Genomic DNA, 25990 nt, shown 5'->3' on the forward strand with positions numbered 1-25990 from the left:
CGGCATCGCGCGGCTCAGGGCGCGCTCGCGCCGCGCCGCCCGGAACCGGCCGCGGGCACCCGCAGTGCCGCCAGCACCGGCAGGTGGTCCGTGGCCGTCCGCAGGTCCGCGTCGGTGACCCCGGGCAGTCCCGCGGGGACACCGCAGCCGAGCACCTCGATCCCGCCCGTCGCGAACACCGCGTCGATGCGCCGCCGCGGCCGGTCCGCCGAGAAGGTGTTCTCGGCGCCCCACGGCCGTACGGCCCAGCAGTCCTGGAGCCGCCCGGCGAGCCGCCGGAACGCGGCCCCGGTCGGTACGTCGTTGAGGTCGCCGGCCGCGACGGCGTGCTCGACGCCCATCGCGTCCAGCCGTTCCAGCAACAGCTCGGTCTGGGCCAGGCGTTCGTCGCGCTGCAGGCTCAGATGGAAGCTCAGCAGACCGATCCGGGTGCCCGCGATCCGTACCACCGACGTGGCGAAGCCCCTGCGGTGCAGCCCGGGGGTGAGCGGCAGCAGGACGTCCTCCGTGCGCTCCACCGCGGCCCGCAGCGAGCAGAGCAGCAGCGGCCCGGCCGCCGTGGCGCCGCCGCTGAGGACGACCAGGTCGGTGTGGGCCGCGAGCCAGGCGGCGCGCTTGCGCCAGCGGAAGAAACGCGGTGCTTCCTGGACGAGGACGAGGTCGGGGGCGCAGGCGCTGATGACGCGGGCCAGCGCCTCGCAGTCGTCGCGCATCGACCGGACGTTGTAACTGAGCACCCTGATGACGGCCGAACCATCCGGCTCGGTACGGGAGTCGGGCAATGGCGTCAGGACCATGCGTCTCACGATACGACGGACGCCCGCCGCACCCCGCAGGGGCGCGACGGGCGTCCGGTTCTGTCCGGCTCCGGGGAGGCTCAGCCCTGGCGGGCCAGGTCCGCCGCGCCCACCAGTCCGGCCTTGCCGCCCAGTTGGGCCGCGAGCACCTGGGCGTGCGGGCGCCACTCGCCACCGATCAGCCAGCGCCGGAACGACTTGCGGATCGGGTCGAGGACGAGCTCGCCCTCGTCCGAGACGCCGCCGCCGACGATGAACGCGGACGGGTCGAACAGCGAGGCGAGGTCGGCGAGTCCGGCGCCGGCCCAGCGGGCCAGCTCGCGGAACGAGTCGATCGCCACCGGGTCGCCCTGCCGGGCTGCCGCGCTGATGTGCTTGCCCTCGATGCCGTCCACCGTGCCGTCGCCCAGCGAGAGCAGGGTCGTGGCGTTCTCCGGGGTGGCGTTGGCGCGCTGCTTCGCGTACCGGACGAGTGCCCGCCCGGACGCGTACTGCTCCCAGCAGCCCTGGCTGCCGCAGCCGCAGAGCAGCCCGTCCGGGACGACCCGGATGTGACCGAACTCGGCGGCCACACCGAAGCGTCCGCGGCGCAGTTTGTTGCCGATGATGATGCCGCCGCCGAGCCCGGTGCCGAGCGTGATGCAGATGACGTCGTCGTGGCCCTGCCCGGCGCCGAAGCGGTACTCGCCCCAGGCGGCGGCGTTGGCGTCGTTCTCGACGACGACCGGAAGGCCGACGCGCTGTTCGACCTTGTCCTTGAGCGGCTCGTGCCGCCAGTTGATGTTCGGTGCGAACAGCACGGTGGCGCGCTTGTCGTCGACGTATCCGGCGGCGCCGATGCCGACGGCCTCGATCTGGTGGCCCTCGCTCGCGCCGGACACGGCCGCCGCGATCGCGTCCACGATGCCTTCAGCCGTCTGCGGGGTCGGCACCTTGAACGTCGAGAGGATCCGGCCCTCTTCGTCGACCACTCCAGCTGCGATCTTCGTGCCGCCGATATCGACGCCGATGGTGAGTCCCATGAATCCCTCAGTTCCGGTCGAGCCCCGCTGTGGCCAACGGTACCCGAGCCGGGGACCCGGCCCCTCCGTGCCGGTCAGTCCAGGTCGATGTGTTCGCCGGCGGCGGGGCCCTCGTCGCGGGGGTCGGTGGGGTCGTCGGCCTTCTTTTCGGTGCCTGCGGGGTCCCCCGCGCCCTGGGTCCAGCGGCGTTCCTGACCTTCGACCGCGGAGCGGTAGGCGGCGAGGAGTTCGCTGCCGGCCGCGGCGATGTGGTCGAAGACGTCCGGATTGCGTTCGATGACGGGCTCGACGACGGACTTCGCCTGCCTGATGATCTGCTGCACGGTGCCCTGGGCCGCCGCGCCGAGGAGCGGCGACTGGAGGGACGAGACCTTGTCGGCCACGGCGTCGACCAGCTTGCGCAGCTCGTCGGCGGCGGTGCCGGGCGGCGGGCCGTGCTGGGCGCGGCGGCGGGCCTTCTCCGCTTCGAGGTCCTCGGCGCAGGCCTTCGCCCACGCGTCGTCGTCGGCGGGACGATCGGTGGCTTCGCTCATGGCGGACTCCTGCGACGTGATTTGCCTGCGGTGCGCATGGACGTGGTTTGGCTGCCGTGCGCATACGGGGCACGTACTACCGACGTTACCCGAACCGTGACGCGCCGTTCAGCTCGTCCGGGGCCAGAGACCGGGGTCCGGTGTGAACCTGACGCGGAGCACGCCGTCGGTGAGGGCCGCTCCGGAGACGGTGCAGCGGCGCAGCCCGGACTCCAGGGGGACGATCCGGTGGAACGGGCCCACGGTGAGGAGCAGTTCGTTGCCGCGGCGCACCAGCTGGAGGTCCTTCTTGGCGGCGCCGGGCAGCGGCAGGCACCAGACGAGGACCGGGCCGCCGTCGCCGGACCGCGGGGCGGCCGCCGTCCGGGCGCCGGGCAGCAGTCCGTCGAGGGCGTCCGGGGCGTCCGGGTCCTCGATCCACCACGGGTCGCCGGCCCGGCCGGAGCCGCGGTCGTCGAGTTCCGCGGCGAGCCCGTCGCCCTCGAAGAGGCCGCCGCCGGTGCCCGCTTCCCCGAAGACCGTGCAGCCGGCCCCGGTGTCGAGGAGGGTGAGGTCGTCCGGGCCGCGCGGGTCGCGGCCGAGGTGGGGCACTTCGCACAGGGCCGCCGCGGGCACCCATTCCTCGTACCAGTGGCCGACGGTCTTCTCCTGCTGCGCGGCGAGGGCGGCGAACCAGGGGTCGCCGGAGTGCCGGGGCAGGACCCGGTTCGCGACGAGGGTGTCGACACGCAGTCCGTGCAGGGCGAGTCCGGTGCGGGCGGTGCGCAGGGCGTCCTCGGCGGCGGGGCCGGGCTCGGCGACCAGCCGGAGCGTGGTGCCGCGGTCCTCGATCAGTGCCTGTACGGCGGCCAGCTCGGCGTCCTTGCGGGCGGCGGCCTCGTACAGCCACTGGGCGGGCATGGGTACGCCGGCGAGCTGGGCCAGCATCGGGCGCAGGGCGCGTGCGGCCTGGCGTTCCTGGGGCAGCAGCCGGCGCAGATAGCGGCGCAGCTGTTCGGGCAGGGCGAGCACGGCGAGCGCTTCGCGCAGCGGCGGCAGGTCGACGACGAGGAGGTCGTGGCCGCCCTGCGACCAGTCGCCCTCGGCGGCGCGGCGCAGGGTGTGCAGGAGGGCGAGCTCCGCGCTGCCGGGGAGTTCGGTGAGCTCCTCGCCGTCCAGGCGGTTCCCGCCGAGCAGGTCGAGCACGCCGGAGGCCCGCTCCTGGAGGGCGAGGAGTTCGCCGCGGAAGTGCTCGCCGGAGTCGATGCGGGCGGACCACAGACCGTCGGTGACCTCGGCGGGTTCCGTGCCCTCGGGGAAGCCGGGTATGGCGTCGGCGGAGAGCAGCAGGGCGCGGCGGCCCCGGCGGGCCGCGGCCAGTGCGGTCGCCGCCGCGACGGTGGTACGGCCTGCGCCGCCGGTGCCGGTGACGAGAACCGTACGCACCGGGTCAGGCCTTCGGGACGGACTCGACGCGCTTCTTCAGACCGGCCAGCGCGCGGTCGATGATGACCTTCTCCGCCTTGCGCTTGATCATGCCGAGCATCGGGATCTTGACGTCGACGGTCAGCCGGTAGGTGACCTCGGTGCGGTCGCCGTCGCCGAGCGGGGCCAGTGCGTAGGAGCCGTCGATGGCACGCAGCATCTGGGACTTGACGAGGGTCCAGCTGACCTCGTAGTCGCCGATCCAGGTGTACGCGAGGGTGTGGTCGTCCTTGATCGCTCCGGCGTCGAGGACGAGGCGGACCTTCTCGGCGCGGCCCCGGTCGTCGGTGGCGAGGATCTCGGCCTCCTTGACCTCGCCGGTCCACTCCGGATAGCGGGCGAAGTCGGCGATCACTCCCATGACGTCGGCCGGCGCCGCCTCGATCGTGATGCTCGAGCTGGTGTGTTCAGCCATCGCCGTGGCTCCTCCAGTGCGGTGTACCGGTGCGTCGGCAGAAGCCTGCCGTCAGAAGGCTATCGCGTGCGCGCGGCGCCTCGGTCCAGGGCCCGGTGCCGGTGCGGTCACCACTCCAGGGCCCAGGGCCTGCCGGTGGACGCGAAGTGGCCGACGTTCACGCATTCGGTGGCACCGATCCGCATCCGGCGTACCAGGGGCTGGTGGACGTGGCCGAAGAGCGCGTACCGGGGCCGGGTCCTGCGGATGGCGTCGAGCAGGGCCCGGCTGCCGCGTTCGAAGCGGCGCGCGACCGTGTCGTACGTCAGCTCCGGTACATCGGGCGGGATGTGGGTGCAGAGCACGTCGACCGGGCCGATCGCCTCGATCTTGGCCGCGTACTCCTCGTCGCTGATCTCGTACGGGGTGTTCATCGGGGTCTTCAGGCCGCCGCCGACGAAGCCGACCACGCGTCCGCCGATCTCGACGCGGTCGCCGTCGAGGACGGTGGTGCCCGGACGCGCGTACTCGGGCCACAGGCCGGGGATGTCGACGTTGCCGTAGGTGGCGTACGTCGGGGTGGGGAAGACCGCGAAGAGCTCGGCGTACTGCTTGCGCACCGCCGAGACGATCGCGGCGTTGCGATCCATGCCCGCCCACAGGCCGCGGCCGAACTCGCGGGCCTCCTCGAAGCGGCGGGCGGTGCGCAGTTCGACGATCCGGTCGGCGTTCTCCACGCCGAAGAGATCGGGGAAGATGCCGCGCGAGTGGTCGGCGTAGTCGAGGAAGAGCACCAGGTCACCCAGGCAGATCAGGGCATCGGCGCCGTCCCCGGCGCGGGCCAGGGCCTCGGTGTTTCCGTGCACGTCACTGACCACATGGACACGGGTGCGCCGCGCGGCCGGGCTTCCTTCGCTGTGCGGTCCGACTGGCATGCCGATCACCCTAGGACTCCGCCGCCCACCTGGGTAGAGGCCACCGGACCTGCGATTACCTCCGGCCGGTAACGGCGGTGGACTACTGTGCGCCCAAGGATCACGGTTGTGTGTGACGCATAAGACATCTGGCCGGAACCCCCTATCGGGAACCGAGTACTGGTGGGTAACGTCCGGGCAGTCCGGCAGTCCAGTCGTGCTCACCCCACTGAGCACCTGCCAATCCTGGACCGCAGCCGGTGCGTCGCACGGAGCCGTGGCACCGGAGCCCGATGAGGAGCAGCAGTCTTGCGCGAGTTCAGCCTTCCGGCCCTGTACGAGGTCCCCTCGGACGGCAACCTGACGGATCTCATCCGCCGCAATGCCGCGCAGCACCCCGATGTCGCGGTGATGAGCCGCAAGGTGGCAGGCAAGTGGGCCGATGTCGACGCCACGCAGTTCCTGGCCGAGGTCAGATCCGTCGCCAAGGGCCTGATCGCCGCGGGTGTCGAAGCGGGCGACCGGGTGGCCCTGCTCTCCCGCACCCGCTACGAGTGGGTCCTGCTCGACTTCGCGATCTGGAGCGCGGGCGCGGTCACCGTCCCGGTGTACGAGACGAGTTCGCCCGAGCAGATCCAGTGGATCCTCGGTGACTCCGGTGCCACGCTGTGCGTCGTGGAGTCCCAGGCGCACCAGGACTCCGTGGCCTCGGTCCGGGCGGATCTGCCGGAGCTGAAGGGCATCTGGCAGATCGAGGACCAGGCGATCCGCCGGCTGACGGAGACCGGCGAGGACGTCTCGGACGAGACCCTCGACCTGCGGATGGCGTCCGCCAAGGCGGACGACCCGGCCACCATCGTCTACACCTCGGGCACCACCGGCCGCCCCAAGGGCTGTGTGCTCACGCACCGCAGCTTCTTCGCGGAGTGCGGCAATGTGGTGGAGCGGCTGAAGCCCCTCTTCCGTACCGGCGAGTGCTCGGTGCTGCTCTTCCTGCCCGCCGCGCATGTCTTCGGACGGCTGGTCGAGGTGGCCTCGGTGATGGCCCCGATCAGGCTCGGCTGCGTACCGGACATCAAGCACCTCACCGATGAACTGGCCTCCTTCCGGCCGACGTTGATCCTCGGTGTGCCGCGCGTCTTCGAGAAGGTCTACAACGCGGCGCGCGCCAAGGCGCAGGCCGACGGCAAGGGCGGCATCTTCGACAAAGCCGCGAACACCGCGATCGCGTACAGCCGCGCGCTGAGCACCCCCCAGGGCCCGTCCCTGGGCCTGAAGTTCAAGCACAAGATCTTCGACCGGCTGGTCTACGGCAAGCTGCGGGCCGTGCTCGGCGGCCGCGGCAAGTACGCGATCTCCGGCGGCGCGCCGCTGGGCGAGCGGCTCGGCCACTTCTACCGCGGTATCGGCTTCACCGTCCTGGAGGGCTACGGCCTCACCGAGACCTGTGCGGCCACCGCCTTCAATCCGTGGGACCGCCAGAAGATCGGTACGGTCGGCCAGCCGCTGCCCGGCTCCGTCGTCCGGATCGCCGACGACGGCGAGGTGCTGCTGCACGGCGAGCACCTGTTCACCGGCTACTGGAACAACGAGGCGGCGACGGCCGACGCACTGGCCGACGGCTGGTTCCACACGGGCGACATCGGCACGCTCGACGAGGACGGCTATCTCTCGATCACCGGCCGCAAGAAGGAGATCATCGTGACGGCGGGCGGCAAGAACGTCGCTCCCGCGGTGATCGAGGACCGGATCCGCGGGCACGCCCTGGTCGCCGAGTGCATGGTGGTCGGCGACGGACGGCCGTTCGTGGGCGCACTGATCACCGTGGACGAGGAGTTCCTGGGCCGCTGGGCCGAGGAGCACGGCAAGCCGGCCGGCGCGTCGGCCGCGTCGCTGCGCGAGGACCCGGAGCTGCTGGCCGAGGTGCAGCGCGCGGTGGACGACGGGAACGCCGCGGTGTCCAAGGCGGAGTCGGTACGCAAGTTCCGCATCCTGCCCTCCCAGTTCACCGAGGAGGCGGGCCACATCACCCCGTCGCTGAAGCTGAAGCGGAATGTGGTGGCGAAGGACTTCGCGGACGAGATCGAGGCGATCTACCGGGGCTGACGGAGGACCGCCGGGCTGAAAGCCGTCTTCCGGAACGTGAAGGCCGGCCGCCGGAGCGGGCCGGCCGTCGGGGCGGGCCGGCCGTCGGGGCGGGCCGGTCGTCGGGGCGGGCCGGTCGTCGGCCGCGCATCGGCCTCGTGCCGGTGGTCGGCCGGCGCGAGGTTCCGGATCGCCCGCTGATCCGCTTCCCCGGGGCGGCTCCCCGGCGCGTGGCCTTCGGGCGGGCCGGTCCCGTCGTGGCCACGACGGCCTCTGCCTTCGTGGCGGGCACGGTCTCCGTGGCAGTGCCCGCCACCGCGGCGGAACCGGCCCGGCGGTCTCAGAGCAGCGCCTTGAGCCTCTCGGCCAGCAGGTCCCAGCGCCATTTCTCCTCGACCCAGGCCCGTCCCCGCTCCCCCATCCGCCGTCGCAGCTCCGGGTCGCGGAGCAGGGCGACGATCCGTTCGGCCGACTCCTCCGCCGAGCCGCCGCGCACCACCCACCCGGTCTCGCCGTCGAGCACGGCGTCCGGCGCGCCGCCCGAATCACCCGCCACCACCGGCAGCCCGGTCGCGGACGCCTCCAGGAAGACGATGCCGAGGCCCTCCACGTCGAGGCCGCCACGACGGGTCCGGCACGGCATGGCGAAGACATCGCCCGCGCCGCAATGGGCGGGCAGCTCGTCCCACGGGACCGGCCCGGTGAAGCGCACCGAGTCGGCGACCCCCGTCTCCGCGGCCAGCCGCTGCAGTTCCTTGGCGTACGGCCCGCCGCCGACGATCAGCAGCACCGCGTCCGGTACCTGCGCCAGGATCGCGGGCATCGCGAGGATCAGCGTGTCCTGGCCCTTGCGCGGCACAAGCCGTGACACGCAGACGACGACGGGCCGGTCCGAGAGCCCGAGCCGGGCCCTGATCAGGTCCCCGCCGGAATCCGGGTGGAAGGTCTTCTCGTCGACGCCGGGCGGCAGCTGGACCATGCGGTCCGCCGCCTCGGGGGTGAGCACGGCGGCGATCCGGGAGCGGGTGTACTCCCCCAGATAGGTGATCGTGTCCGTGGTTTCGCCGATCTGCCGCAGCAGCTGCCGGGCCGCGGGCAGCTGGGCCCAGCCCGCCTCGTGTCCGTGCGTGGTGGCGACCAGGCGCCGGGCACCGGCCTTGCGCAGCGCCGGTGCCATCAGCCCGAGCGGGGCCGCGGCACCGAACCACACGGAGGTGCAGCCGTGTATCCGCAGCAGCTGCGTGGCGCGCCGGGTGACCCGGGGGGTCGGCAGCAGCATCGTCGTACGGTCGCGGACGACGGTGAAGGGCTGCTCGGCGTCGAAGGCGGCGGTGGCCGCGATGCCTTCGGGGCCACGCTTCCAGGTGGAGGCGTATACGACGATCTGTCCGGGGTCCAGGCGCAGTGCCATGTTGTGCAGAAACGCCTGGATACCGCCGGGGCGGGGCGGGAAGTCATTGGTCACGATCAGGGTCTTGTCCATCCCGGCCGACAGTACCGGGCGACCGCCGCGACGGCTCTCGCACGGGCCGGGCGGGCATCATGGCTCCTCGTACCACCGGGGACCCGCCGACGTACGCGCCGGGTGCCCGCCGACCCACCCATCGACGAAACGGACGAGGCGGTCATGACCGGACCGACCGGCACGCGGCTCGCTCTCGCGGTCTGGACCCTCACCAGGTTCCTGCTGCTGCTCTGCGTCACCAAGGCGGTCCCGCTGTCCGGGCCGGACGTGACCAGTGATGTCTCGGTGATCTACCACGGCTGGTCCGAGGTCCTGAAGACCGGTACGTACCCGCGGTCCGACGTCACCTGGCAGTACCCGCCCCTCGCGGCGCTCGCCGTCCTCTCCCCCGCTCTGCTGCCGTTCCTGGAGTACGCCTCGGCCTTCTTCGTCCTCGCCTTCCTATGCGACGGGCTGGTGCTGGGGTTGCTGCTGTACGCGGGCCGCGGGACCGGCCGGCGGACGGCGGGCGCCTGGGTGTGGGTGGCCGGGGTGCCGCTGCTCGGTGCGACCGCGTACGCCCGGTACGACGTGATGGTGACGGCGGTGGCGGTGGCGGCGCTGCTGGCGGGAGTGCGGCGTCCGCGGGTGCTGGGGGCGCTGGCCGCCGTCGGCGCGCTGCTGAAGGTGTGGCCGGCGCTGGTCCTGGCCGGTACCGCGCGCGGGCCGCGGACGCGCCGGGCATGGACGGCCGCGGCGGCGACGGCGGCCGGGCTGCTGGTGGTGTGCACCGTGGCGATGCCCGGCGCACTGGCCTTTCTCGGCTTCCAGCGCGACCGGGGCACCGAGGTCGAGTCGCTGGGGGCACTGGTCTTCCACGTGTGGCGGCAGTTCGGCTGGCGGGGCCGGGTGGAGCTGCACTACGGCTCCATGGAGTTCCTGGGGCCGCACGTGCCGCTGGTGAGCACGCTCGCCCTCGGTCTGTCCGCCGCCGCCGTCGGCTGGCTGCTGGTGTGGCGGCTGCGGGCCCGCGACTTCCGGGTGAGCACCCCGGCCGACGCGGCATTCGCGGCGGTGCTGCTGTTCACGACGACGAGCCGGGTGCTCAGCCCGCAGTACCTGCTCTGGCTGGTCGGCCTGGCGGCGGTCTGCCTGGTCTTCCGTGAGAGCCGGATAGTGCTGCCGACCGGTCTGGTGCTGCTCGCCACGGGATTCACGCAGTGGGAGTTCCCGTTCGGGTTCGTCCATGTGGTGAGCAGTGACGCGACGGGCGTGACGCTGCTGCTCCTGCGCAACGGCCTGCTGGTCGCGGCGACGCTCATCGCCTGCCGGCGGCTGTGGCGGCGGACGGTGTCCGGTGCGCCGCGGGGCGGCGGGGGATCCCCGGCCGCCGTGTCCGGCGCCGGCCAGGAGGCGGAGCCGGTCGGCTCCTGAACCGTGCGCCGCGCTCAGCCGAACCGGGCGCGCAGATGGTCCCGCCAGAGCGCGGTGAAATCGCCCGGGGTCGTGGCGAGCACCTCCCGCATGGCCTGCTCCACCGCTCCGTCCCGCCCATGGTGCCCTCCGACGGCCCGGTAGAAGGCGAACAGCTTCTCCTCGCCCCAGTGGTCGGCGATCAGCTCGCAGGCCAGCCAGCCGCCCTCGTACGCCTGCGCCAGGCGTACGGGGTCGCCCGCGAAGCCGAAGTCCTCGTCCGCGGGGAGCCCGGCGGGCAGCTCGCCGCGCGCGACGGCGTCGGCCAGTTCCGGCGCGGCCTGTGCGGCGGTACGGTCCTCGGCGCGGTAGGCCGCCCAGTCGGCGAAGCCCTCGGAGAGCCAGGCCGGGGTGGCGGCGGAGGTGCGGGCGCGGGTGGCGACATGGGTGATCTCGTGGGTGAGGACGATCCGCCGCCCGAGGGTGCTGAACATGCCGTACGCCTGCGGGTTGACGATCACCCGGTCCGCGGGCGCCCGGTCCGGGCCGCCTGCCTGCCCGGTGGTGACGGCCGCGATGCCCCGGTAGTTCGCCCCCGGTGACCCCAGCAGCCCCGCCATGTCCTCCACGGTGTGCGGCACCAGCACCAGCACGCGGCCGGCCCAGCGTTCCGGCCAGGCACCGGAGACGGCGGGCACCGCGCGGTCCGCGGTCCGGGCGATCGCGCGCAGCTCCTGTTCCGTGCGGCCGGCCCCGAGGACGAGGCTGCGCTCTCCGCGCACCACCCGTACGTCGCCCTGCTGCCAGAGCAGCCCGCCGCCGTCCTTGCCCGCCCGGTCGCCGGTGATGTACCAGCGGCCGTCCGCCCGGTCCCGTCTCAGGTCGAGCACCCGGTCCACGGAGACCGGGGCGGCGTCATAGCCCTTGATCCCGTAGCGCAGCCGGACGTCCGCGGTGGCCCGGTCGGCGCCCTGCCCGGTCACGTCCGTCAGCCGGTACGTCCACGAGCTCAGCGGTATGTCCGCGAGGTTCTCCAGCTCCCGGCGCTGGGCCGTGCGCAACCCGGTGGCACGCGGGTCCACTGCGGCCACGTAGGCGTCCGCGTCGTGCGCCCGCACGGCGGCCGCGCGGCGGTCCAGAGTGGCCCGGATGCCTCGGTCGGCGGAGCCCTTGGCGGCGCCGTCGTCGGGGGCCGCGCAGGCGGCGGCGAACAGCAGCCCGGCGAGCAGCGCTCCCGCCGTGCGCCGTCCTGCGCCACGTCCCCGCCGTGCGGTACGCCGTCTGCCGGTCACCCGGTCGAGGGTACGGGTCAGACGCGGGTGACCGACGAGACGGGCATCATGCCGACGGGGTCGTAGCGCACCGGGGCTCCCGGGTACGGGGCGTGGATGACCTGGCCGTTGCCGACGTACATGCCGATGTGGCTGGCGTCCGCGCGGTAGGCGACCAGGTCGCCCGGCCGGGCCTCGGAGAGCGGCACCATGTGTCCCGCGTACCGCTGGGCCTGCGAGGTGCGCGGCAGGCTGACCCCGGCCTGGGCGTACGCCCACTGCATCAGCCCGGAACAGTCGAATCCGGCGGGTCCGTTGGCCCCCCAGATGTACGGGCGGCCCAGTGCCTGGCGGACCGCCATCACGGCGACGGCCGCCCGCGCGGAGCCGGCCGGCAGATCGGCAGCCGCCGGGAGCACGTCGTAGCGGCCGGCGCGCGAGGCCCGCTCGAAATCCGCCCGGTCGGCGTCGGGCAGCGCGTCCAGCAGCTGCTTGGCCCGGGCGAGCTTGTGCTCGACGGTCCGTTTGTGGTGGGTGGCGGCCGCCTGGTTGCGCTCCAGCTCGGCCAGCGCCCGGACGGCCTCCGCACGGGTCCGCGCGAGTTCGCGCTGCGTCTGCTGGAGCTCCCACAGCTCGGTGGCCCGGCGCTCGGTCAGGCGGTCCAGCGCGGCCGCCCGGTCGAGGTAGGTGTCCGGGTCGGAGGAGAGCAGCAGGGCCAGCGAGGGGTCGAGGCCACCGGAACGGTACTGGGCGCTCGCCAGCGAACCGAGCGCCGTGCGCATCCGGTTGAGGTGTTCCTGGCCGCGGGCCGCCCGGTCCCTGGCCCGGTTCACCTCGCCGCGCAGCCGGTCGGCGTTCTCCTCGGCCTCGTTGTACTGCTCGGTGGCCCGCTCGGCCTCGCTGTACAGCCGGTCGACCCGGGCCTTGGCGCTCCGGGATGTGTCCTGCGGGTCGGCGTTGGCCGTGGCCGCTCCGAGAGTGGCGGCCGCGGTCGCCGCCGCGGCCGACAGGACAGTGATCCGGGCGCCCCGGTTGAGGCCGGGCTGTGTGGAACGGCGATGGGACACCACAGGACGCCGCACTCCCTTCCGCTGTACGCAGATCGCGCAGCCCCTGCCACCCGGGGCGGGCGGACCGACGACCGGGAGCTGCACAGCAGGCAGACAGTAGTCGGACGGTTACGGAGCGGCCAAAGGCCGCGCCGGGCGGACAGGCTTCGGAAACATGAACGCCCCGCCGGTGACCTGTGGTCTCCGGCGGGGCGGACGGTCTGCGCGGGCGCGGGAATTCGCCCGTTCGGGCGTCGTCAGCCGACGCGCACGCCGAACTGGAAGCTGCCCATGGTGTTCATCGACTCGTAGCGGACGAACGCGCCCGTGTACGGGGCGTGCAGGACGGTGTTGTTGCCCGCGTAGAGGCCCACATGCTCGGTGTTGTTGAAGAAGACGAGGTCGCCCGGCTTCAGCGCGCTGCGCCCGATGTGGGCGCCGTCGTTGACCTGGGTGTACGTGACCCGGGAGATCTGGACGTTGGCCTGGGCGTAGGCCCACTGGGTCAGCCCGGAGCAGTCGAAGGATCCGGGGCCGGTGCCGCCGCGCTGGTACGGCTTGCCCACCTGGGTGGCGGCGGCGTTCAGGGCGGCGGCGCCACGGGCGGAGGCGGGGACCTCGTTGCCCAGGTCGACCCGGTCGCTCGCGGCGCGGCTGGCACGCTGTTCGTCGTTCCGCATCTTCGTACGCTCGGCTGCGGTCATCGTGTTGAGCAGGCGCTGCGCCTCGGACAGCTTGTCCTGGAGCTTCTTCTTCTTCGCGCCGAGCGTCTTGCGCACGTCCGCGAGGTCACCGAGCTTGTCCTGGGCCTCCTTGCGCTCCTGCGCGAGGACCCGCTGCTTCTCCTGGATCTTCCCCAGGGTCTCGGTCTGCTTGGCCGTCAACTGGTCGAGCGCCGAAGCCCTGTCGAGGAAGCTGTCGGGGTCCGAGTCGAGGAAGAGCTGCACCGACGGGTCGATGCCACCGGAGCGGTACTGGGCGGCGGCGAGCGAACCGAGGCCGTTGCGCAGGCTGTTGATCTCCTGCTGGCCGCGGGCCACCTTGTCCTGCAGCGCGCCGACTTCCTTCTCCAGCTTCTGCTGCTTCTCCTTGGCGCCGTAGTACTGCTCATTGGCCGCGCCGGCCTCGTGGTTGAGCTTCTCGACCTTCTCCTTGACCTCGCCCTTGGAGGGCTTCGGGTCGGCGTGGGCCGCCTGGGAGGTCAGGGCCATGGCCGCGGCGGCGGTCGCGGTGAGCACGGTCACACGAGCGCGGCTCGGCTGCTTGGGACGACGGTGGGACGCCACGGAGGCGAGCTCCTTCTTCCTCGAGCCGCCTACCGGGCTGTGGGGGATTCGAATCCCCGGCTCCGTGCATGTCACGGACTCGGCGGTGCCTTCGCCGCCACCCCGAATGAGTGATCGACCGTGCGAAGGTTCGAGCCCTGACCCTAGTGACCAACTTGTGATCAGTTCAAATCCTCACAGGAAAAATCTCATCACAGGAGGCACTTCTTTACCCACATCACACAGGGGGTAGCGACGACTTGACGATCCGTTCCCCGATTTCCACCGAGACCCGGCAAGTGTCACTAGACGCGCGAAAGACGCTTCAGGAGCAAGACGGACGCAACGGGCCTGGCGCCCGCCTTCGCCACTCCGTCGGCGACTTCGCGGTCGGTGGAGACCACCACGACGGGCCGGCCCGGCGGTTCGGCACGCGCCAGCTGACGGATGAGTTCATCGGCGGTCACACCCGGCTTGCTGAACAGCACCCGGACCCCGCGCGGCGGCGCGAGCAGCACCGGGGCGGCCAGCTCGGCCCCGTCGAAGACACAGGTCATCTCCGCGCCGGTCTGCGCCGCGAGGACCGCGAGACCGCCCAGCAGCCGCAACCGCTGCTTCTCCAGCGGCAGCTGCGGATAGCCGGTCTTGGTGACGTTGTAGCCGTCCACGATCAGATGCGCCTGCGGCAGCGCGAGCAACTGGTCGAGCAGGGCCGGATCCGTCTCCGAAAGGGCCCTGGCCGCAATGTCCTTGGGTGACATCCTGCCCGGCTCGACCGCGTCGGCACTGTCCGCGGGGCGCATCGACGACGGCGGCAGAGCCAGTTCGCGACGGAGCCCGCGGGCCGCGTCGAGCACCGTGTCCAGCAGCAGCCGCAGCCGCATGTCCTCGACCGACCGGCCTTCCCTGGCGGCCCTGCGGCCCGCCTCGACGGCCGCCTCGGCCTCACCGAGCCGCGCCTTGAGCCGACGGGTCTCGCTCTCGGCAGCGGAGACCTGGGCGGCGGCCTCGGACCGCACCGCGTCGGCCTCGGCCCGGCTGCGGCGCAGCGCGGCCTCGCCGCGCTTGACCTCGTTGACGGCGCTGCGCAGTTTGCGCTGAAGGGAGTCGGCCTCCTTGCGGGCCGCGTCCAGCTCGGCGCGGAGCCGCTCGGTCTCGCTCTTCGTGTGGGAGCGGGACTGGGCGAGCTCCTCGCGCAGCCGTTCCAGCTCGCGGCGGCTCTCCTCGTCGGCGCGCTCGGCGTCGGCCCGCTGGGCCTCCTCACCGGCTGCGGCGACCAGCTTCACCCAGTCGGCCGGGCGCAGCACATAGGCGGCCGCGGCCACATCGACGGGGTCGGCGGCGGCAGGCGGCGAACCGGCCTCCAGCGCGGCGGCCAGCTCCGGCTGCCCCTCCTTGAGCCGTTCGCCGATCCGCTGCCGGAACAGCGCGTCGCTCTCCAGGGCAGCCGCCATCGCGTTCCCGGCGAACTTGGCGCGCCGGGTCGGGGTGAAGCGGGCGTACTGTCTCAGCTGGGCCGGGAGTTCGGTGAGCGTAAGGCCGCCGAACGCGTCCGAGACCAGCGCGACGACCCGCCGTCGCACGGCTTCGGGCAGCGGGCGGTCGAGCGCCTCGACGGCGTCGCCGGCCGCCTCGGCCGACTCTGCGCCGCTAGCGGGCTGCTCCACCATCCGTCACCCCAAATTGTCTGTCCGCACGGCTCCGTCAGGAGTCGGCACCCGGCCTGGCCACCAGTTCGATCTGATCCACCGCGTTGCACCAACGGCAGCGCACCGACTCGATGGTCTCACTGACCACCTCGCGTTCCTCGACGGTGGACTCCCCGGCCAGGTCGAGATGGACGTACTCGACGACCTTGGAGGAGCGCGTCACGTCGAATCGCGTGAGGTTTCCGCAGAGCGTGCAGCGCCAGCGGGTCCCGTCGGTCGGCTGGGGAACCGTCGTCATCGTGCGTCCTCTTTCGTCGAGCCTCGTGCTGCCTGCTTCAAGGATCTCGCGGTGCGCCGTCGAACTGCGGATGTCCTGCGGTTACCCTACGGCCTCAGTGCGTCCCCCCGACACGGCGAGGCGGTCTGTCCCGTTCCCTCCGCTTGCGTCATGCTCTGTTCATGATCGATCGGCGTGCTGCGGCCGGCAGGCTGACCAGGGGGCTGCTACGGACGGTCACCCCGGGCGGCCCCTTGGTGACCCGTGCCCTGATCGCCCTGTGCTGTCTGGTGTTCCTGATCAGCCCGCTCTCCGGGCTCAACCCGCCCTCCGGCACCGCCGACGCCCTGCTCGCCGCCCAGGCCGGGTACTTCGAACGCTGGGGCGTGATCCCGAGCGAGCTGTGGGACGGCTCCGCACGCGCCCTGCTCACCCCGCTCACCGCCCTCTTCGTGCACGGCAGCTGGCTGCATCTGCTCGGCAACATGCTCTTCCTGTACGTGTTCGGGGCGATGGCCGAGGAGCGCATGGGGCGTACCGAGTTCACCTTCTTCTACGTTGCCTGCGGCTATCTCGCCCTGGTCGCCTACGCCGCCGCGCACGCCACGTCCGACCAGACCCTCGTCGGCGCGTCGGGGGCGATCTCGGCGGTGCTCGGGGCGTTCCTCTACCTGTTCCCCAGGGCCCGGGTCACCAGTCTGTTCCCGTTCCTCTTCTTCCTGCCGCTGCGCTTCCCCGCCTGGATCGTGCTGATCTTCTGGTTCGTCCTGCAGTGGCTGGCGGTCCAGGGCGCGGGCAGCGGAGGGCCCGGCGTGGCCTATCTGGCCCATGTGGTCGGCTTCGCCCTCGGCTTCCTCTACGCCTGGGGACGCTACCGGCGTACGGATAGAGTGAAGTCACCAGCCGCGGCCACCGAGGGAGAAAACCAGCCGTGATCACCGCGATCGTGCTCATCAAAACCAGCGTGGACCGGATTCCCGAGATCGCCGAGGCCATCGCCGCACTGGACAGCGTCAGCGAGGTCTTCTCGGTCACCGGTACGTACGACCTGATCGCCATGGTCCGGGTGGCCAAGCACGACAACCTGGCGGACGTCATCCCCGGCCGGATCAGCAAGATCCCCGGCGTCGCGGCCACCGACACGCATGTGGCCTTCCGTACGTACTCGCAGCATGACCTGGAGGCCGCCTTCGCCATCGGCCTCGACGCGTAGGTACGCCGCTCACCGCGGCGTGACACTTCGGCGGGGGACGGGCAGCCGAGTCCGTCCCCCGCCGAAGTGCTGCGCGGCCGTCAGAGCTGCGCCGTGCCCCGGTCCGGAACGCAGCGGCCACCCTCGGTGCGGTACTTCCACTGGGCGCCCTCGCTCACCAGTTCCCCGACGGCGCGGACGAAGCGCTCGATGTGCTCGTCCGGCGTACCGGCCCCGAAACTCACCCGGATCGCGTTGAGCGAGCTCTCGCCCGGCTCGGCCTCCGGCGCGCCGCACTCGCCGACCTCCTGCGGGTCGCTGCCCAGCAGGGTGCGGACCAGCGGGTGGGCACAGAACAGTCCGTCGCGGACCCCGATGCCGTACTCGGCGGAGAGCGCGGCGGCGAAGTGCGAGCTGTTCCAGCCCTCCACGACGAAGGAGATGACGCCGACCCTCGGGGCGTCGTCGCCGAACAGCGAGAGCACCTTGACCTCGGGGACGTCGGCGAGTCCGGCCCGGACGGCGGCGACGAGGTGCTGCTCCCGGGCGACCAGCTGGTCGAAGCCCGCCTCGGTGAGTGCCTTGCAGGCGGAGGCGATGGAGTACACGCCGATGACGTTCGGGGAACCGGCCTCGTGGCGGGCGGCGGTGGAGTGCCACTCGACGTCCACGCCACCATCGGCGCGGCGGGCGACCCTGCGCGAGGCGCCGCCGCCGGCCAGGTACGGCTCGGCGTCCTGCAGCCAGTCGGCCCGGCCCGCGAGCACCCCCGAGCCGAACGGCGCGTACAGCTTGTGCCCGGAGAAGGCGACCCAGTCGACGTCCAGTTCCGCGATGTCGACGGGGTGGTGCGGGGCCAGCTGCGCCGCGTCCAGCACGATCCGGGCACCGTGGGCGTGCGCGGCGGCCGCCAGCTCCTTCACCGGCCACAGCTCGCCGGTGACGTTGGAGGCGCCGGTGACGCAGACCAGCGCGGGGCCGTAGGGGTCGCGGTCGGCGAGCGCCCGCTCCAGCGTCTCGACGGCCTGGGCCGGGGTGCGCGGGGCGTTCAGGTAGGTCACCCGGGCGTCGCGCCACGGCAGCAGCGAGGCGTGGTGCTCGGTCTCGTACACGAAGACCTGGCAGCCGGCGGGGACGACGGCGGCCAGCAGGTTGAGGGAGTCGGTGGTCGAGCGGGTGAAGATCACCTGGTCGTCCGCGCGGCAGCCGAGGAACTCGGCGACGGTCGCGCGGCTGTTCTCGAAGAGGTCCGTGGAGAGCTGCGAGAGGTACCCGGCGCCGCGGTGGACGCTGCCGTAGTACGGGGCGTACGCGGCGATGTCGTCCCAGACGCGCTGCAGGGCGGGGGCGCTGGCGGCGTAGTCCAGAGCGGCGTACGCGACCTCGCCGCCCGTGACCAGCGGAACCGTTACGTCCTTGCCCAGAACCGACAGAGGGGAACAAAGCGACTGATCGGCGGCAGCGGTGAAGACAGACATGGCGAACTCCCGTAACAGGCAGGCGAATCGCGTGCGCCGGCGGATACGCGGCAGCGCAGCGGAAAGAGAAAAAGGGTGTGCGGAGGAGGGCCGAGAAGCCCTATCGCATTCGCTTGCTCACAAGAGACTCCCTAGGGACCAGGACCCCGGGGGTTGGCATTCACAGATGCCGAGGGGCCCGCGCTTGCCGCAGACCTCGCTGCCTACGGCCTGGTCTTCACCCGGGGCACCCCGCCACGGACGGAGGGTTGCCGGACAGCGGGCCGGGGCCGTAGTCGCTGTCACTCATGACCTGCGCAGCATCTTGCCATACGTACGTCGACGCGCAAGGCGCGGTCCAGGATCCGGACCGCGCCCTGCGTCACTTTCCGTCCGCTCAGGCGTTGCTGACCGCCACCCAGCGCTCCAGCACCTGCCGGGCCGCCCCCGAGTCGATGGACTCGGCGGCCTTCGCGATCCCTGCGGCCAGCTGCTCGTTCAGCGTGCCGTCCGCCGGGTCCAGGGCCACCAGCGCCGCCGCCGAGTTGAGCAGCACGGCCTCCCGTACGGGCCCCTGCTCGCCCGCCAGCACCCGGCGGGCCACATCCGCGTTGTACGAGGCGTCGGCGCCGCGCAGCGCCTGTGCCGGCACCAGCTCCAGACCGACGTCGCGCGGGTCGAACGCCTCCTCGCGCACCGCTCCGTCCCGGACCACCCAGACGCGCGAGGTCGCGGTCGTCGCCAGCTCGTCCAGGCCGTCGTCACCGCGGAAGACCAGCGCCGAATTGCCGAGCTCGGCGAGGACACCGGCGACGATGGGCGCCATCCGCAGGTCGGCGACGCCGATCGCCTGGGAGCGGACCTTGGCCGGGTTGGTGAGCGGCCCGAGGATGTTGAACGTCGTCGGGGCGCCGAGCTCCTTGCGGGCCCTGGCGGCGTACCGCAGGGCGGGGTGGAACTTCACCGCGAAGCAGAAGGTGATGCCCGCCTCCTCGGCGACCTCGACGACCCGCTGCGCGCTGAGCTCCAGATTGACGCCGAGCTTCTCCAGCACGTCGGAGGAACCGCTCGCCGAGGAGGAGGCGCGGTTGCCGTGCTTGACGACCTTGGCGCCGGTACCCGCGACGACGATCGCGGACATCGTGGAGATGTTGACCGTCTTGGCGAGGTCGCCGCCGGTGCCGACGATGTCGACCGTGCGACCGGGCACGTGGATGGTGTGGGCGTGCTCGTACATCGCGCGCACCAGGCCGGACACCTCGTCGACCGTCTCGCCCTTGGCGCGCAGGGCCACCGCGAAACCGGCGATCTGCACATCGGTCGCCTCACCGCTCATGATGCGGTCCATCGCCCACGCGGTGTCGTCCGCGTTCAGGTCCTCGCCGCGCAGCAGCGGATTCAGCACGCCGGGCCAGGAACGGTCCGCCACGCTGTCGCCGCCGACCGGGGTCACAACGTTCATGGTCCGCTCCTGGGGGTCCACAGCCGATAAAAGGGGATGTCCCCCACCCTATCGAGCGCCGGGGACAGCGAAGAGCCCCGTCCATCGGATGGACGGGGCTCCTGCTGTGGCGATCAGTTCAGGCGATCAGTGGTGACCGTGGCCGCTGGTGATCTCCTTGTACTCCTCGGCGGTGGGCTTGGCGATCTGGTTGTCCCCGCCGTAGTAGCCCTTGCTGAGCTTGGCGCGCAGCTTCTGGAGGGCGGGCACCTTGCGCTCGACACCGTTCTCGTCGACCGTCGGGCCGATCTCGACCGGCTGGTACTGCTCGTGCGCGGTGAGCGTGTGCAGCTGCTCCGGACCGAGCGGCTCGTGGATCTCGACGAACTCGCCGTGCGGCAGGCGCTTGATGATGCCGGACTCGCGCCCGTGCAGCACCTTCTCCTTGTCGCGGCGCTGGAGACCGAGGCAGATCCGGCGGGTGATGACGAACGCGAGGACCGGGCCGACGAAGATGAAGATCCGGACGAACCAGGAGATGGCGTTCAGCGACAGGTGGAAGTGCGTGGCCCACAGGTCGTTGCCACCGCCGATGAAGACGATGACGTACTCGGTGATCCAGGCGACGCCGAAGGCCGTCCGGGTCGGGGCGTTGCGCGGGCGGTCCAGGATGTGGTGCTCGCGCTTGTCCCCGGTGATCCAGGACTCGACGAACGGGTAGACCGCGATGATCGCGAGCACCAGTCCGAAGGCCATCAACGGGATGAACACGCCCAGGACCAGCGTGTGGCCCCAGAGGTTGATCTCCCAGCCCGGCATCACTCGGATCAGACCCTCGGCGAAGCCCATGTACCAGTCGGGCTGGGCGCCGGTGGACACCTGGTCCGGGCGGTACGGGCCGATGGCCCAGATCGGGTTGATCGAGGCGATGGCCGCGATGACGGCGATGATGCCGAAGACCAGGAAGAAGAACCCGCCGGCCTTCGCCATGTACACCGGCAGCAGCGGCATGCCGACGACGTTCTTGTTGCTGCGTCCGGGGCCCGCGAACTGCGTGTGCTTGTGGTAGAAGACCAGGATCAGGTGCGCCACCAGCAGACCGAGCATGATGCCCGGCAGCAGCAGGATGTGGATCGAGTAGAACCGGGCGACGAAGTCGTGGCCGGGGAACTCTCCGCCGAACAGGAACATCGAGATGTACGTGCCGACGATCGGCATCGACAGGATCGCGCCCTGGGTGAAGCGGACACCCGTGCCGGAGAGCAGGTCGTCCGGGAGCGAGTAGCCGGTGAAGCCGGTGAACATGCCCAGCACGAACAGCAGGAAGCCGAAGAGCCAGTTGATCTCGCGCGGCTTGCGGAACGCGCCCGTGAAGAAGACGCGCATCATGTGCACGAACATGCCGGCCAGGAAGATCAGCGCGGCCCAGTGGTGGATCTGGCGAACCAGCAGACCACCGCGGACGTCGAAGCTGATGTCCAGCGTCGAGGCGTAGGCCTCGGACATCCGGATGCCCTGCATCGGCTCGTACGAGCCGTGGTACACGACCTCGTTCATGCTCGGGTGGAAGAACAGCGTCAGGTACACACCCGTGAGGATGATGATGACGAAGCTGTAGAGGGCGATCTCACCGAGCATGAAGGACCAGTGGTCCGGGAAGATCTTGCGCATGTTGGCCTTGGCCAGGGAGTAGATCCCGAGCCGGCCGTCCGCCCAGTCGGCCACCCGCTCACCGGCGGGCGCCTTGCGCTGTGTGTCGGTCGCAGTACTCATCCGCGCTCCCAGAATGCAGGACCGACGGGCTCTTCGAAGTCACCGAGCGCCTCGAGGTTGCCCTCACTGTTCACGCCGATCCGCAGCTGCGGAAGGGCGTGACCGGCCGGACCGAAGATGACGCGGGCGCCGTCGGAGAGGTCGAAGGTGGACTGGTGGCACGGGCAGAGCACGTGGTGCGTCTGCTGCTCGTACAGGCTGATCGGGCAGCCGACGTGGGTGCAGATCTTGGAGAAGGCCACGATGCCCTCGTGGGCCCACTCGCGCTCGCGCTTGTCCTTGATGTTCTCCGGCTGGATACGGATGATCATCAGTGCGGCCTTGGCGATCTGGTTCTGGAAGTCCTCCGCGTCCTCCGACAGCCCCTCGGGCATGGCGAAGGTCAGCGAACCGACGGCGACGTCCTCGGGACGCAGCGGCTCCATCGTGTTCATGTTGATGAGCTGCTTGCCCTTGGCCCACAGGGTGTTGCGGAGCTTCTTCTCCGGCAGCGGACCGAGGTCGCGCAGCAGCACCACACCGGAGAGCGGCACCAGGGCCAGCGCGCCGAACATGGTGTTGCGGATCAGCTTGCGCCGGCCGAGCGCGGACTCCTCGGCACCGGCCGCGAAGTCCGCGAGGACCTTCGCCTTGACCTCGGGCGTGGCCTCGATGGCGTGCCGGTCGTCGGCGACCTCCACGTCGGACATCAGGGTGCGTGCCCAGTGGACGGCACCGGCGCCGATCGCGAAGAGGGCCACACCCAGGGTCAGCCCCAGGGAGAAGTTGAGCGCGCTCACATGGCCGAAGGGCCAGATGTACACGATCTTGTCGACCGGGAAGACGACGTACGAGGCGATGAAGCCGACCGTCGCCAGCATGGACACGGTGAACATGAGCGCGACGGTGCGCTCGGAGCGCTTCGCGGCACGTTCGTCGATGTCCTGGATGCGCGGCTTGTGGGCCGGCAGCCCGGGGTCGGCGAACGGGTCGTCCGCGACCTTTACCGCGCCGTGCGCGGGGTCCTGCTCAGCGGGCAGGTTCTCGTCTGGAATCTCTTGGCTACTCATGACTTCTTGGCCTTAGCGGTGTGGGCCGCGACCCAAATGGCAAGTGCGATCAGTGCGCCGAGCCCGAAGATCCAGGCGAACAAGCCTTCGCTGACCGGCCCCAGGCCACCCAGCTTGAGACCACCCGGGTTCTCCGACTGGGCGCTGTTCATGGTCTTGATGTACGCGATGATGTCCCGCTTCTGCTGCTCGGGCATCGTCGTGTCCGGGAAGGACGGCATGCTCTGCGGGCCGGTCTGCATGGCCTCGTAGATGTGCTTCGGGTCCACGCCTTCGAGGCTGGGCGCGTACTTGCCGTTCGTCAGCGCACCCCCCTCACCGGTGAAGTTGTGGCACTGAGCGCAGTTGGTACGGAACAGGTCGCCACCCTTGGCGATGTCCGCGCCGTCAGGGCTGACCTGGCTCTTGGTCGGAACAATCGGACCGGCGCCGAGCGAGGCGACGTACGCCGCGAGCTGGTCGATCTCGGCCTGGCTGTAGATGACCTTCTTCTTCGGTACCTGGGCGCCCGGCTGCTGCGCCGGCATACGGCCCGTACCGACCTGGAAGTCCACGGCGGCGGAGCCCACGCCGACCAGGCTCGGCCCGTCGGTGGTGCCCTGACCGCCGGTTCCGTGGCAGCTGGCGCAACCGACGGAGTACAGCTTCTTGCCCTCGTCGATGGCGAGGGACTGGGCGGTTTCGTCGGCCTGCGCCTTACTCGCGGGCGCAAACGCGGCGTACAGCCCCCCAGTGGCCGCCAGCGCGAGGAGTAGTACGACGACCGCCGCCAACGGATGGCGTCGTCGTGCGGAGAGCTTTTTCACGGATTACCCCGGTGTCAGGATCTTCTGCGTCGATGCTGGATGTGGTTCGGGTTCGAGCCCGGTTACTTGATCATGTAGATCGTGGCGAAGAGGCCGATCCACACGACATCGACGAAGTGCCAGTAATAGGACACGACGATGGCTGCGGTCGCCTGTTCGTGGGTGAACCTCTTGGCTGCGTACGTCCTGCCCAGAACGAGCAGGAAGGCGATGAGACCGCCTGTCACGTGCAGCCCGTGGAAGCCGGTCGTCAGGTAGAACACCGAGCCGTACGGGTCGGAGGACAGCGAGAGGCCGTCCTTCTTCACCAGCTCGGTGTACTCGAAGACCTGGCCTCCGATGAAGATCGCACCCATCACGAAAGTGATCACGAACCAGGTACGGAGCTTCTTCACATCGCCCCGCTCCGCGGCGAAGACGCCGAGCTGGCAGGTGAGTGAGGAGAGCACCAGGATCGTGGTGTTCGTCGCCGAGAACGGGAAGTTCAGGGCCGAAGCCATTTCCTTCCAGTGCTCCGGTCCGGTCACCGATCGCAGGGTGAAGTACATCGCGAAGAGGGCCGCGAAGAACATCAGCTCGGAACTCAACCAGATGATGGTTCCGACGCTGGTGAGGTTCGGTCGATTGACCGACGGGTGCGCGTGCCCGGTTTCTACTGTCGTTGCTGTCGCCACGACCGACATTATGTCGGTCCCTTATCCCGCCCTCACTCCGGGGGGTGCCGTTCGGTGTGTCAACAGGGTGTGCCCTCCCCGAACGGCCCATGAATCCGCCGTCCCGGACGGTGCTGACAGGCCATCGGGCAGAGTACGATCCGCGCATCGGTTCATGCCCGGAAAGCCCCGAAGACACAGATGTCACGGAGGAACAATGCAGCCGACCGCCACGGTCCTGGTCTACAGCGACGACGCCAACATCCGTGAGCAGGTGAGGCTGGCAGCCGGGCGCAGGCCCGCGGCCGACGTACCACCGGTGGAGTTCCTGGAGTGCGCCACGCTGCCCGCCGTCCTGGACGCGCTGGACAACGGCGGCATCGACGTCTGCGTCCTGGACGGCGAGACGGCTCCCGCGGGCGGCATGGGCGTCTGCCGGCAGATCAAGGACGAGATCTTCCACTGCCCGCCCGTGCTGCTGCTGATGGGACGCCCCCAGGACGCCTGGCTGGCCACCTGGAGCCGTGCGGACGCCGCGGTGACCCTGCCGGTCGAACCGGTCGGGTTCGCGGACGCCCTGGCGGCCCTGCTGCGCAGCAGGGACTGCGTGGACGCCTGAGGAACCGCCGCGCCCCTGTCCCCGGTCCCGCCGGGGAGGCGCGCACCCCCCGGGCCGGTCAGACCTCGGGGCGCAGCCGCGCCGCCTGGATCGTGTCCGAGCGGTCCGGGGTGGCGTTCTTCTGCAGCGCACTGCCCTGCTGCCATTTCGCCCAGGACAGGTTCCAGTCGCCGAAGCCGTTGTCGAACGGCGTCATCGTCTCGCCCTGGCTGCCGACGACCTGGACGACGTCGCCCGTGCGCACGGTGTTGAAGAACCACTCGGCGAGGCTGGTGCTCATGCCCGTACAGCCGTGGCTGACGTTCGCGTACCCCTGCGAACCGGTGGACCAGGGGGCCGCGTGCACGTACTCGCCGCTCCAGGTGACGCGGGTCGCGTAGTAGACCAGCAGGTCGTACGAGTCGTCCGAGCCCTCCGAGATGCCGATCGTCTCTCCGCGCATGCGTACGGAGTACTCCTTGCTCAGCACGACCTTGACGCCGTTTCGAGTGGAGAAGCCGGGTTTGCCGGTGGTCACCGGAATGGTGTTGATCACTTTCCCGTTGCGCTTGACGGTCATCGTGTGCGCGGCGGCGTCCGTGATGGCCTCGACGCGGTCGCCCGTGGTGAGCTTCAGCGCCTTCGACGGGGCTCCGTAGAGGGTGTCGGTGACCTTGACACCGGCCAGGCCGCTGGTCACGTCGATGGTGGCCTTGGCGGGCCAGTACTCCTTGGGCCGGTAGTGCAGGATCTTGTCGTCGACCCAGTACCAGGAGCCGGTCACGGCGGGCTTGGAGCGGACCCGCAGGGCACGCTCCACGACGGCCCTGGACGCCTTGTCCTTGACCGGGGCGCTGAGTTCCGCCGTGATGGGCTGTCCGACGCCATAGGTGCCCGCCTGGGGGCCGAAGGTGACCTTCAGGAGCTTCTTGGCCCGGACGGAGGCGGTCTCGAAGGAGAGCGTGCGGCTGCCCGGGTCGCCGTCGTCGTCCTCCATGCTGACCCGGACGGTGTAGTGGGTGCCGGCGGCGAGCGGTGAGGTGGAGATCCAGCGCCTCCCGTCGGCGTCGAGCTCGCCGGCCACGTGGCGGCCGGTCGCGTCCACGGCCGACACGTCCGTGATCCGGCCGTCGTCGTCGACGGTGACTTCGAGCGGCTTCTCGGAGTCGGCCTTCTCGTCGCCCGCGGGGATGTTGGAGGAGATCTCGTCCACCGCGTCGTACGGTTTCGCCGCGAGCGGATGGCCGTCGGACCCCCCGCAGGCGGTCACACCAGCGACCAGGGTCACGACCAGCAGAATGCTGCTCACTACGGGGCGGAAGCGCGGCGTGTGGTCCATGAACACACGTTATGGAGATTCATCCCTATTAGCACGCAATGTGACTGCAAACGGGGGGCCCGTACTTCTTTTGGTGGAGAAGTACGGGCCCCCCGTCAGGTGGAG

Annotated in this window: 24 protein-coding genes and 1 riboswitch; of the genes, 5 read left to right on the forward strand and 19 right to left on the reverse strand. The window is 70.9% G+C overall.

Features of this window, described 5'->3' with window-relative positions:
- Positions 1-14 precede the first annotated feature (14 nt).
- The 6 genes from ACIOMQ_RS20515 to ACIOMQ_RS20540 form a co-directional block, all read right to left on the reverse strand.
- Positions 15-797 (reverse strand): endonuclease/exonuclease/phosphatase family protein, encoded by a 783-nt coding sequence (locus tag ACIOMQ_RS20515; RefSeq protein ID WP_362204473.1) that lies wholly within the window; start codon positions 795-797, stop codon positions 15-17.
- 80 nt (positions 798-877) lie between these two features.
- Positions 878-1819, reverse strand: coding sequence for an ROK family glucokinase (locus ACIOMQ_RS20520; protein WP_362204469.1), 942 nt, complete (start codon positions 1817-1819; stop codon positions 878-880).
- 74 nt (positions 1820-1893) lie between these two features.
- Positions 1894-2352 carry a DUF5304 domain-containing protein gene (locus ACIOMQ_RS20525; RefSeq protein WP_362204466.1) on the reverse strand — a complete coding sequence of 153 codons (459 nt, stop codon included), beginning with the start codon at positions 2350-2352 and terminating at the stop codon, positions 1894-1896.
- A 108-nt stretch (positions 2353-2460) separates the two neighbouring features.
- Complete coding sequence (locus tag ACIOMQ_RS20530; protein ID WP_401264780.1) at positions 2461-3777, reverse strand: ArsA family ATPase; 1317 nt, start codon at positions 3775-3777, stop codon at positions 2461-2463.
- A 4-nt stretch (positions 3778-3781) separates the two neighbouring features.
- Complete coding sequence (locus ACIOMQ_RS20535) at positions 3782-4231, reverse strand: SRPBCC family protein (RefSeq protein WP_362204460.1); 450 nt, start codon at positions 4229-4231, stop codon at positions 3782-3784.
- Between the two features lie 107 nt (positions 4232-4338).
- Positions 4339-5145 carry a metallophosphoesterase gene (locus tag ACIOMQ_RS20540; protein WP_362204457.1) on the reverse strand — a complete coding sequence of 269 codons (807 nt, stop codon included), beginning with the start codon at positions 5143-5145 and terminating at the stop codon, positions 4339-4341.
- A gap of 288 nt (positions 5146-5433) precedes the next feature.
- Here ACIOMQ_RS20540 and ACIOMQ_RS20545 point away from each other — a divergent pair, with 288 nt between their 5' ends.
- Complete coding sequence (locus ACIOMQ_RS20545) at positions 5434-7230, forward strand: AMP-dependent synthetase/ligase (RefSeq protein ID WP_362204454.1); 1797 nt, start codon at positions 5434-5436, stop codon at positions 7228-7230.
- A gap of 319 nt (positions 7231-7549) precedes the next feature.
- Here the strand turns inward: ACIOMQ_RS20545 and ACIOMQ_RS20550 are convergent, their stop codons facing one another.
- Positions 7550-8692: a glycosyltransferase family 4 protein gene (locus ACIOMQ_RS20550; protein ID WP_362204451.1), complete on the reverse strand. Its 1143-nt coding sequence runs from the start codon at positions 8690-8692 to the stop codon at positions 7550-7552.
- Between the two features lie 144 nt (positions 8693-8836).
- On the opposite strand from ACIOMQ_RS20550, the gene ACIOMQ_RS20555 reads away from it, so the two are divergent.
- Positions 8837-10087, forward strand: a complete 1251-nt coding sequence (locus ACIOMQ_RS20555; protein WP_362204448.1) for a glycosyltransferase 87 family protein — start codon at positions 8837-8839, stop codon at positions 10085-10087.
- A 14-nt stretch (positions 10088-10101) separates the two neighbouring features.
- Here the strand turns inward: ACIOMQ_RS20555 and ACIOMQ_RS20560 are convergent, their stop codons facing one another.
- The 5 genes from ACIOMQ_RS20560 to ACIOMQ_RS20580 all read right to left on the reverse strand — a co-directional run bounded on the left by ACIOMQ_RS20560 (position 10102) and on the right by ACIOMQ_RS20580 (position 15598).
- The gene (locus tag ACIOMQ_RS20560) at positions 10102-11358 is read right to left on the reverse strand and encodes a hypothetical protein (protein WP_401940650.1); all 1257 of its coding nucleotides are present in this window, start codon (positions 11356-11358) and stop codon (positions 10102-10104) included.
- Between the two features lie 17 nt (positions 11359-11375).
- Positions 11376-12407 (reverse strand): NlpC/P60 family protein, encoded by a 1032-nt coding sequence (locus ACIOMQ_RS20565; protein WP_401264789.1) that lies wholly within the window; start codon positions 12405-12407, stop codon positions 11376-11378.
- 236 nt (positions 12408-12643) lie between these two features.
- On the reverse strand, positions 12644-13672 hold the full coding sequence (locus ACIOMQ_RS20570; RefSeq protein ID WP_362204439.1) for an NlpC/P60 family protein: 1029 nt from the start codon (positions 13670-13672) through the stop codon (positions 12644-12646).
- A 284-nt stretch (positions 13673-13956) separates the two neighbouring features.
- Positions 13957-15318, reverse strand: coding sequence for an NYN domain-containing protein (locus ACIOMQ_RS20575; protein WP_362204567.1), 1362 nt, complete (start codon positions 15316-15318; stop codon positions 13957-13959).
- Positions 15319-15355: 37 nt separating this feature from the next.
- On the reverse strand, positions 15356-15598 hold the full coding sequence (locus ACIOMQ_RS20580; RefSeq protein ID WP_266745708.1) for a hypothetical protein: 243 nt from the start codon (positions 15596-15598) through the stop codon (positions 15356-15358).
- A 161-nt stretch (positions 15599-15759) separates the two neighbouring features.
- On the opposite strand from ACIOMQ_RS20580, the gene ACIOMQ_RS20585 reads away from it, so the two are divergent.
- Both ACIOMQ_RS20585 and ACIOMQ_RS20590 read left to right on the forward strand, forming a co-directional pair.
- Complete coding sequence (locus tag ACIOMQ_RS20585) at positions 15760-16512, forward strand: rhomboid family intramembrane serine protease (RefSeq protein WP_362204435.1); 753 nt, start codon at positions 15760-15762, stop codon at positions 16510-16512.
- Positions 16509-16790 (forward strand): Lrp/AsnC ligand binding domain-containing protein, encoded by a 282-nt coding sequence (locus ACIOMQ_RS20590; RefSeq protein WP_362204432.1) that lies wholly within the window; start codon positions 16509-16511, stop codon positions 16788-16790. Before ACIOMQ_RS20585 ends, ACIOMQ_RS20590 begins: the two co-directional genes overlap by 4 nt.
- 80 nt (positions 16791-16870) lie before the next feature.
- On the opposite strand, the gene ACIOMQ_RS20595 is transcribed toward ACIOMQ_RS20590, so the two are convergent.
- The 6 genes from ACIOMQ_RS20595 to ACIOMQ_RS20620 form a co-directional block, all read right to left on the reverse strand.
- Entirely contained in the window at positions 16871-18247 is a 1377-nt protein-coding gene (locus tag ACIOMQ_RS20595; RefSeq protein ID WP_362204429.1) for an aminotransferase class V-fold PLP-dependent enzyme, read from the reverse strand.
- Between the two features lie 175 nt (positions 18248-18422).
- Positions 18423-18540, reverse strand: a riboswitch (SAM riboswitch).
- 83 nt (positions 18541-18623) lie between these two features.
- Positions 18624-19688 (reverse strand): anthranilate phosphoribosyltransferase, encoded by a 1065-nt coding sequence (gene trpD / locus ACIOMQ_RS20600; RefSeq protein WP_362204426.1) that lies wholly within the window; start codon positions 19686-19688, stop codon positions 18624-18626.
- A gap of 126 nt (positions 19689-19814) precedes the next feature.
- A complete protein-coding gene (locus ACIOMQ_RS20605) occupies positions 19815-21440 on the reverse strand; it encodes a cytochrome bc complex cytochrome b subunit (RefSeq protein ID WP_362204423.1) in 1626 nt (541 codons plus the stop codon).
- Positions 21437-22489 (reverse strand): Rieske 2Fe-2S domain-containing protein, encoded by a 1053-nt coding sequence (locus ACIOMQ_RS20610; RefSeq protein WP_362204420.1) that lies wholly within the window; start codon positions 22487-22489, stop codon positions 21437-21439. The genes ACIOMQ_RS20605 and ACIOMQ_RS20610 overlap by 4 nt, the downstream gene beginning before the upstream one ends.
- Positions 22486-23295, reverse strand: coding sequence for a c-type cytochrome (locus ACIOMQ_RS20615; RefSeq protein WP_402189736.1), 810 nt, complete (start codon positions 23293-23295; stop codon positions 22486-22488). The genes ACIOMQ_RS20610 and ACIOMQ_RS20615 overlap by 4 nt, the downstream gene beginning before the upstream one ends.
- 62 nt (positions 23296-23357) lie before the next feature.
- Complete coding sequence (locus ACIOMQ_RS20620) at positions 23358-23978, reverse strand: heme-copper oxidase subunit III (RefSeq protein ID WP_362204414.1); 621 nt, start codon at positions 23976-23978, stop codon at positions 23358-23360.
- Between the two features lie 187 nt (positions 23979-24165).
- Here ACIOMQ_RS20620 and ACIOMQ_RS20625 point away from each other — a divergent pair, with 187 nt between their 5' ends.
- Entirely contained in the window at positions 24166-24567 is a 402-nt protein-coding gene (locus ACIOMQ_RS20625; protein ID WP_362204411.1) for a hypothetical protein, read from the forward strand.
- 58 nt (positions 24568-24625) lie between these two features.
- Here ACIOMQ_RS20625 and ACIOMQ_RS20630 read toward each other — a convergent pair whose 3' ends face one another.
- On the reverse strand, positions 24626-25885 hold the full coding sequence (locus ACIOMQ_RS20630; RefSeq protein ID WP_362204408.1) for an Ig-like domain-containing protein: 1260 nt from the start codon (positions 25883-25885) through the stop codon (positions 24626-24628).
- Positions 25886-25990: the final 105 nt, after the last annotated feature.

Origin of the sequence: Streptomyces sp. NPDC087845, from assembly GCF_044742755.1 — a bacterium.
In the GTDB taxonomy this organism is placed as follows: domain Bacteria; phylum Actinomycetota; class Actinomycetes; order Streptomycetales; family Streptomycetaceae; genus Streptomyces.

Coding starts and splice junctions, on each gene's coding strand:
- ACIOMQ_RS20550 (WP_362204451.1), bottom strand. CDS start 8,692: ATGGACAAGACCCTGATCGTGACCAATGACTTCCCGCCCCGCCCCGGC.
- ACIOMQ_RS20580 (WP_266745708.1), bottom strand. CDS start 15,598: ATGACGACGGTTCCCCAGCCGACCGACGGGACCCGCTGGCGCTGCACG.
- ACIOMQ_RS20525 (WP_362204466.1), bottom strand. CDS start 2,352: ATGAGCGAAGCCACCGATCGTCCCGCCGACGACGACGCGTGGGCGAAG.
- ACIOMQ_RS20625 (WP_362204411.1), top strand. CDS start 24,166: ATGCAGCCGACCGCCACGGTCCTGGTCTACAGCGACGACGCCAACATC.
- ACIOMQ_RS20585 (WP_362204435.1), top strand. CDS start 15,760: ATGATCGATCGGCGTGCTGCGGCCGGCAGGCTGACCAGGGGGCTGCTA.
- ACIOMQ_RS20605 (WP_362204423.1), bottom strand. CDS start 21,440: ATGAGTACTGCGACCGACACACAGCGCAAGGCGCCCGCCGGTGAGCGG.
- ACIOMQ_RS20555 (WP_362204448.1), top strand. CDS start 8,837: ATGACCGGACCGACCGGCACGCGGCTCGCTCTCGCGGTCTGGACCCTC.
- ACIOMQ_RS20630 (WP_362204408.1), bottom strand. CDS start 25,885: ATGGACCACACGCCGCGCTTCCGCCCCGTAGTGAGCAGCATTCTGCTG.
- ACIOMQ_RS20620 (WP_362204414.1), bottom strand. CDS start 23,978: ATGTCGGTCGTGGCGACAGCAACGACAGTAGAAACCGGGCACGCGCAC.
- ACIOMQ_RS20610 (WP_362204420.1), bottom strand. CDS start 22,489: ATGAGTAGCCAAGAGATTCCAGACGAGAACCTGCCCGCTGAGCAGGAC.
- ACIOMQ_RS20515 (WP_362204473.1), bottom strand. CDS start 797: ATGGTCCTGACGCCATTGCCCGACTCCCGTACCGAGCCGGATGGTTCG.
- trpD (WP_362204426.1), bottom strand. CDS start 19,688: ATGAACGTTGTGACCCCGGTCGGCGGCGACAGCGTGGCGGACCGTTCC.
- ACIOMQ_RS20535 (WP_362204460.1), bottom strand. CDS start 4,231: ATGGCTGAACACACCAGCTCGAGCATCACGATCGAGGCGGCGCCGGCC.
- ACIOMQ_RS20595 (WP_362204429.1), bottom strand. CDS start 18,247: ATGTCTGTCTTCACCGCTGCCGCCGATCAGTCGCTTTGTTCCCCTCTG.
- ACIOMQ_RS20540 (WP_362204457.1), bottom strand. CDS start 5,145: ATGCCAGTCGGACCGCACAGCGAAGGAAGCCCGGCCGCGCGGCGCACC.
- ACIOMQ_RS20520 (WP_362204469.1), bottom strand. CDS start 1,819: ATGGGACTCACCATCGGCGTCGATATCGGCGGCACGAAGATCGCAGCT.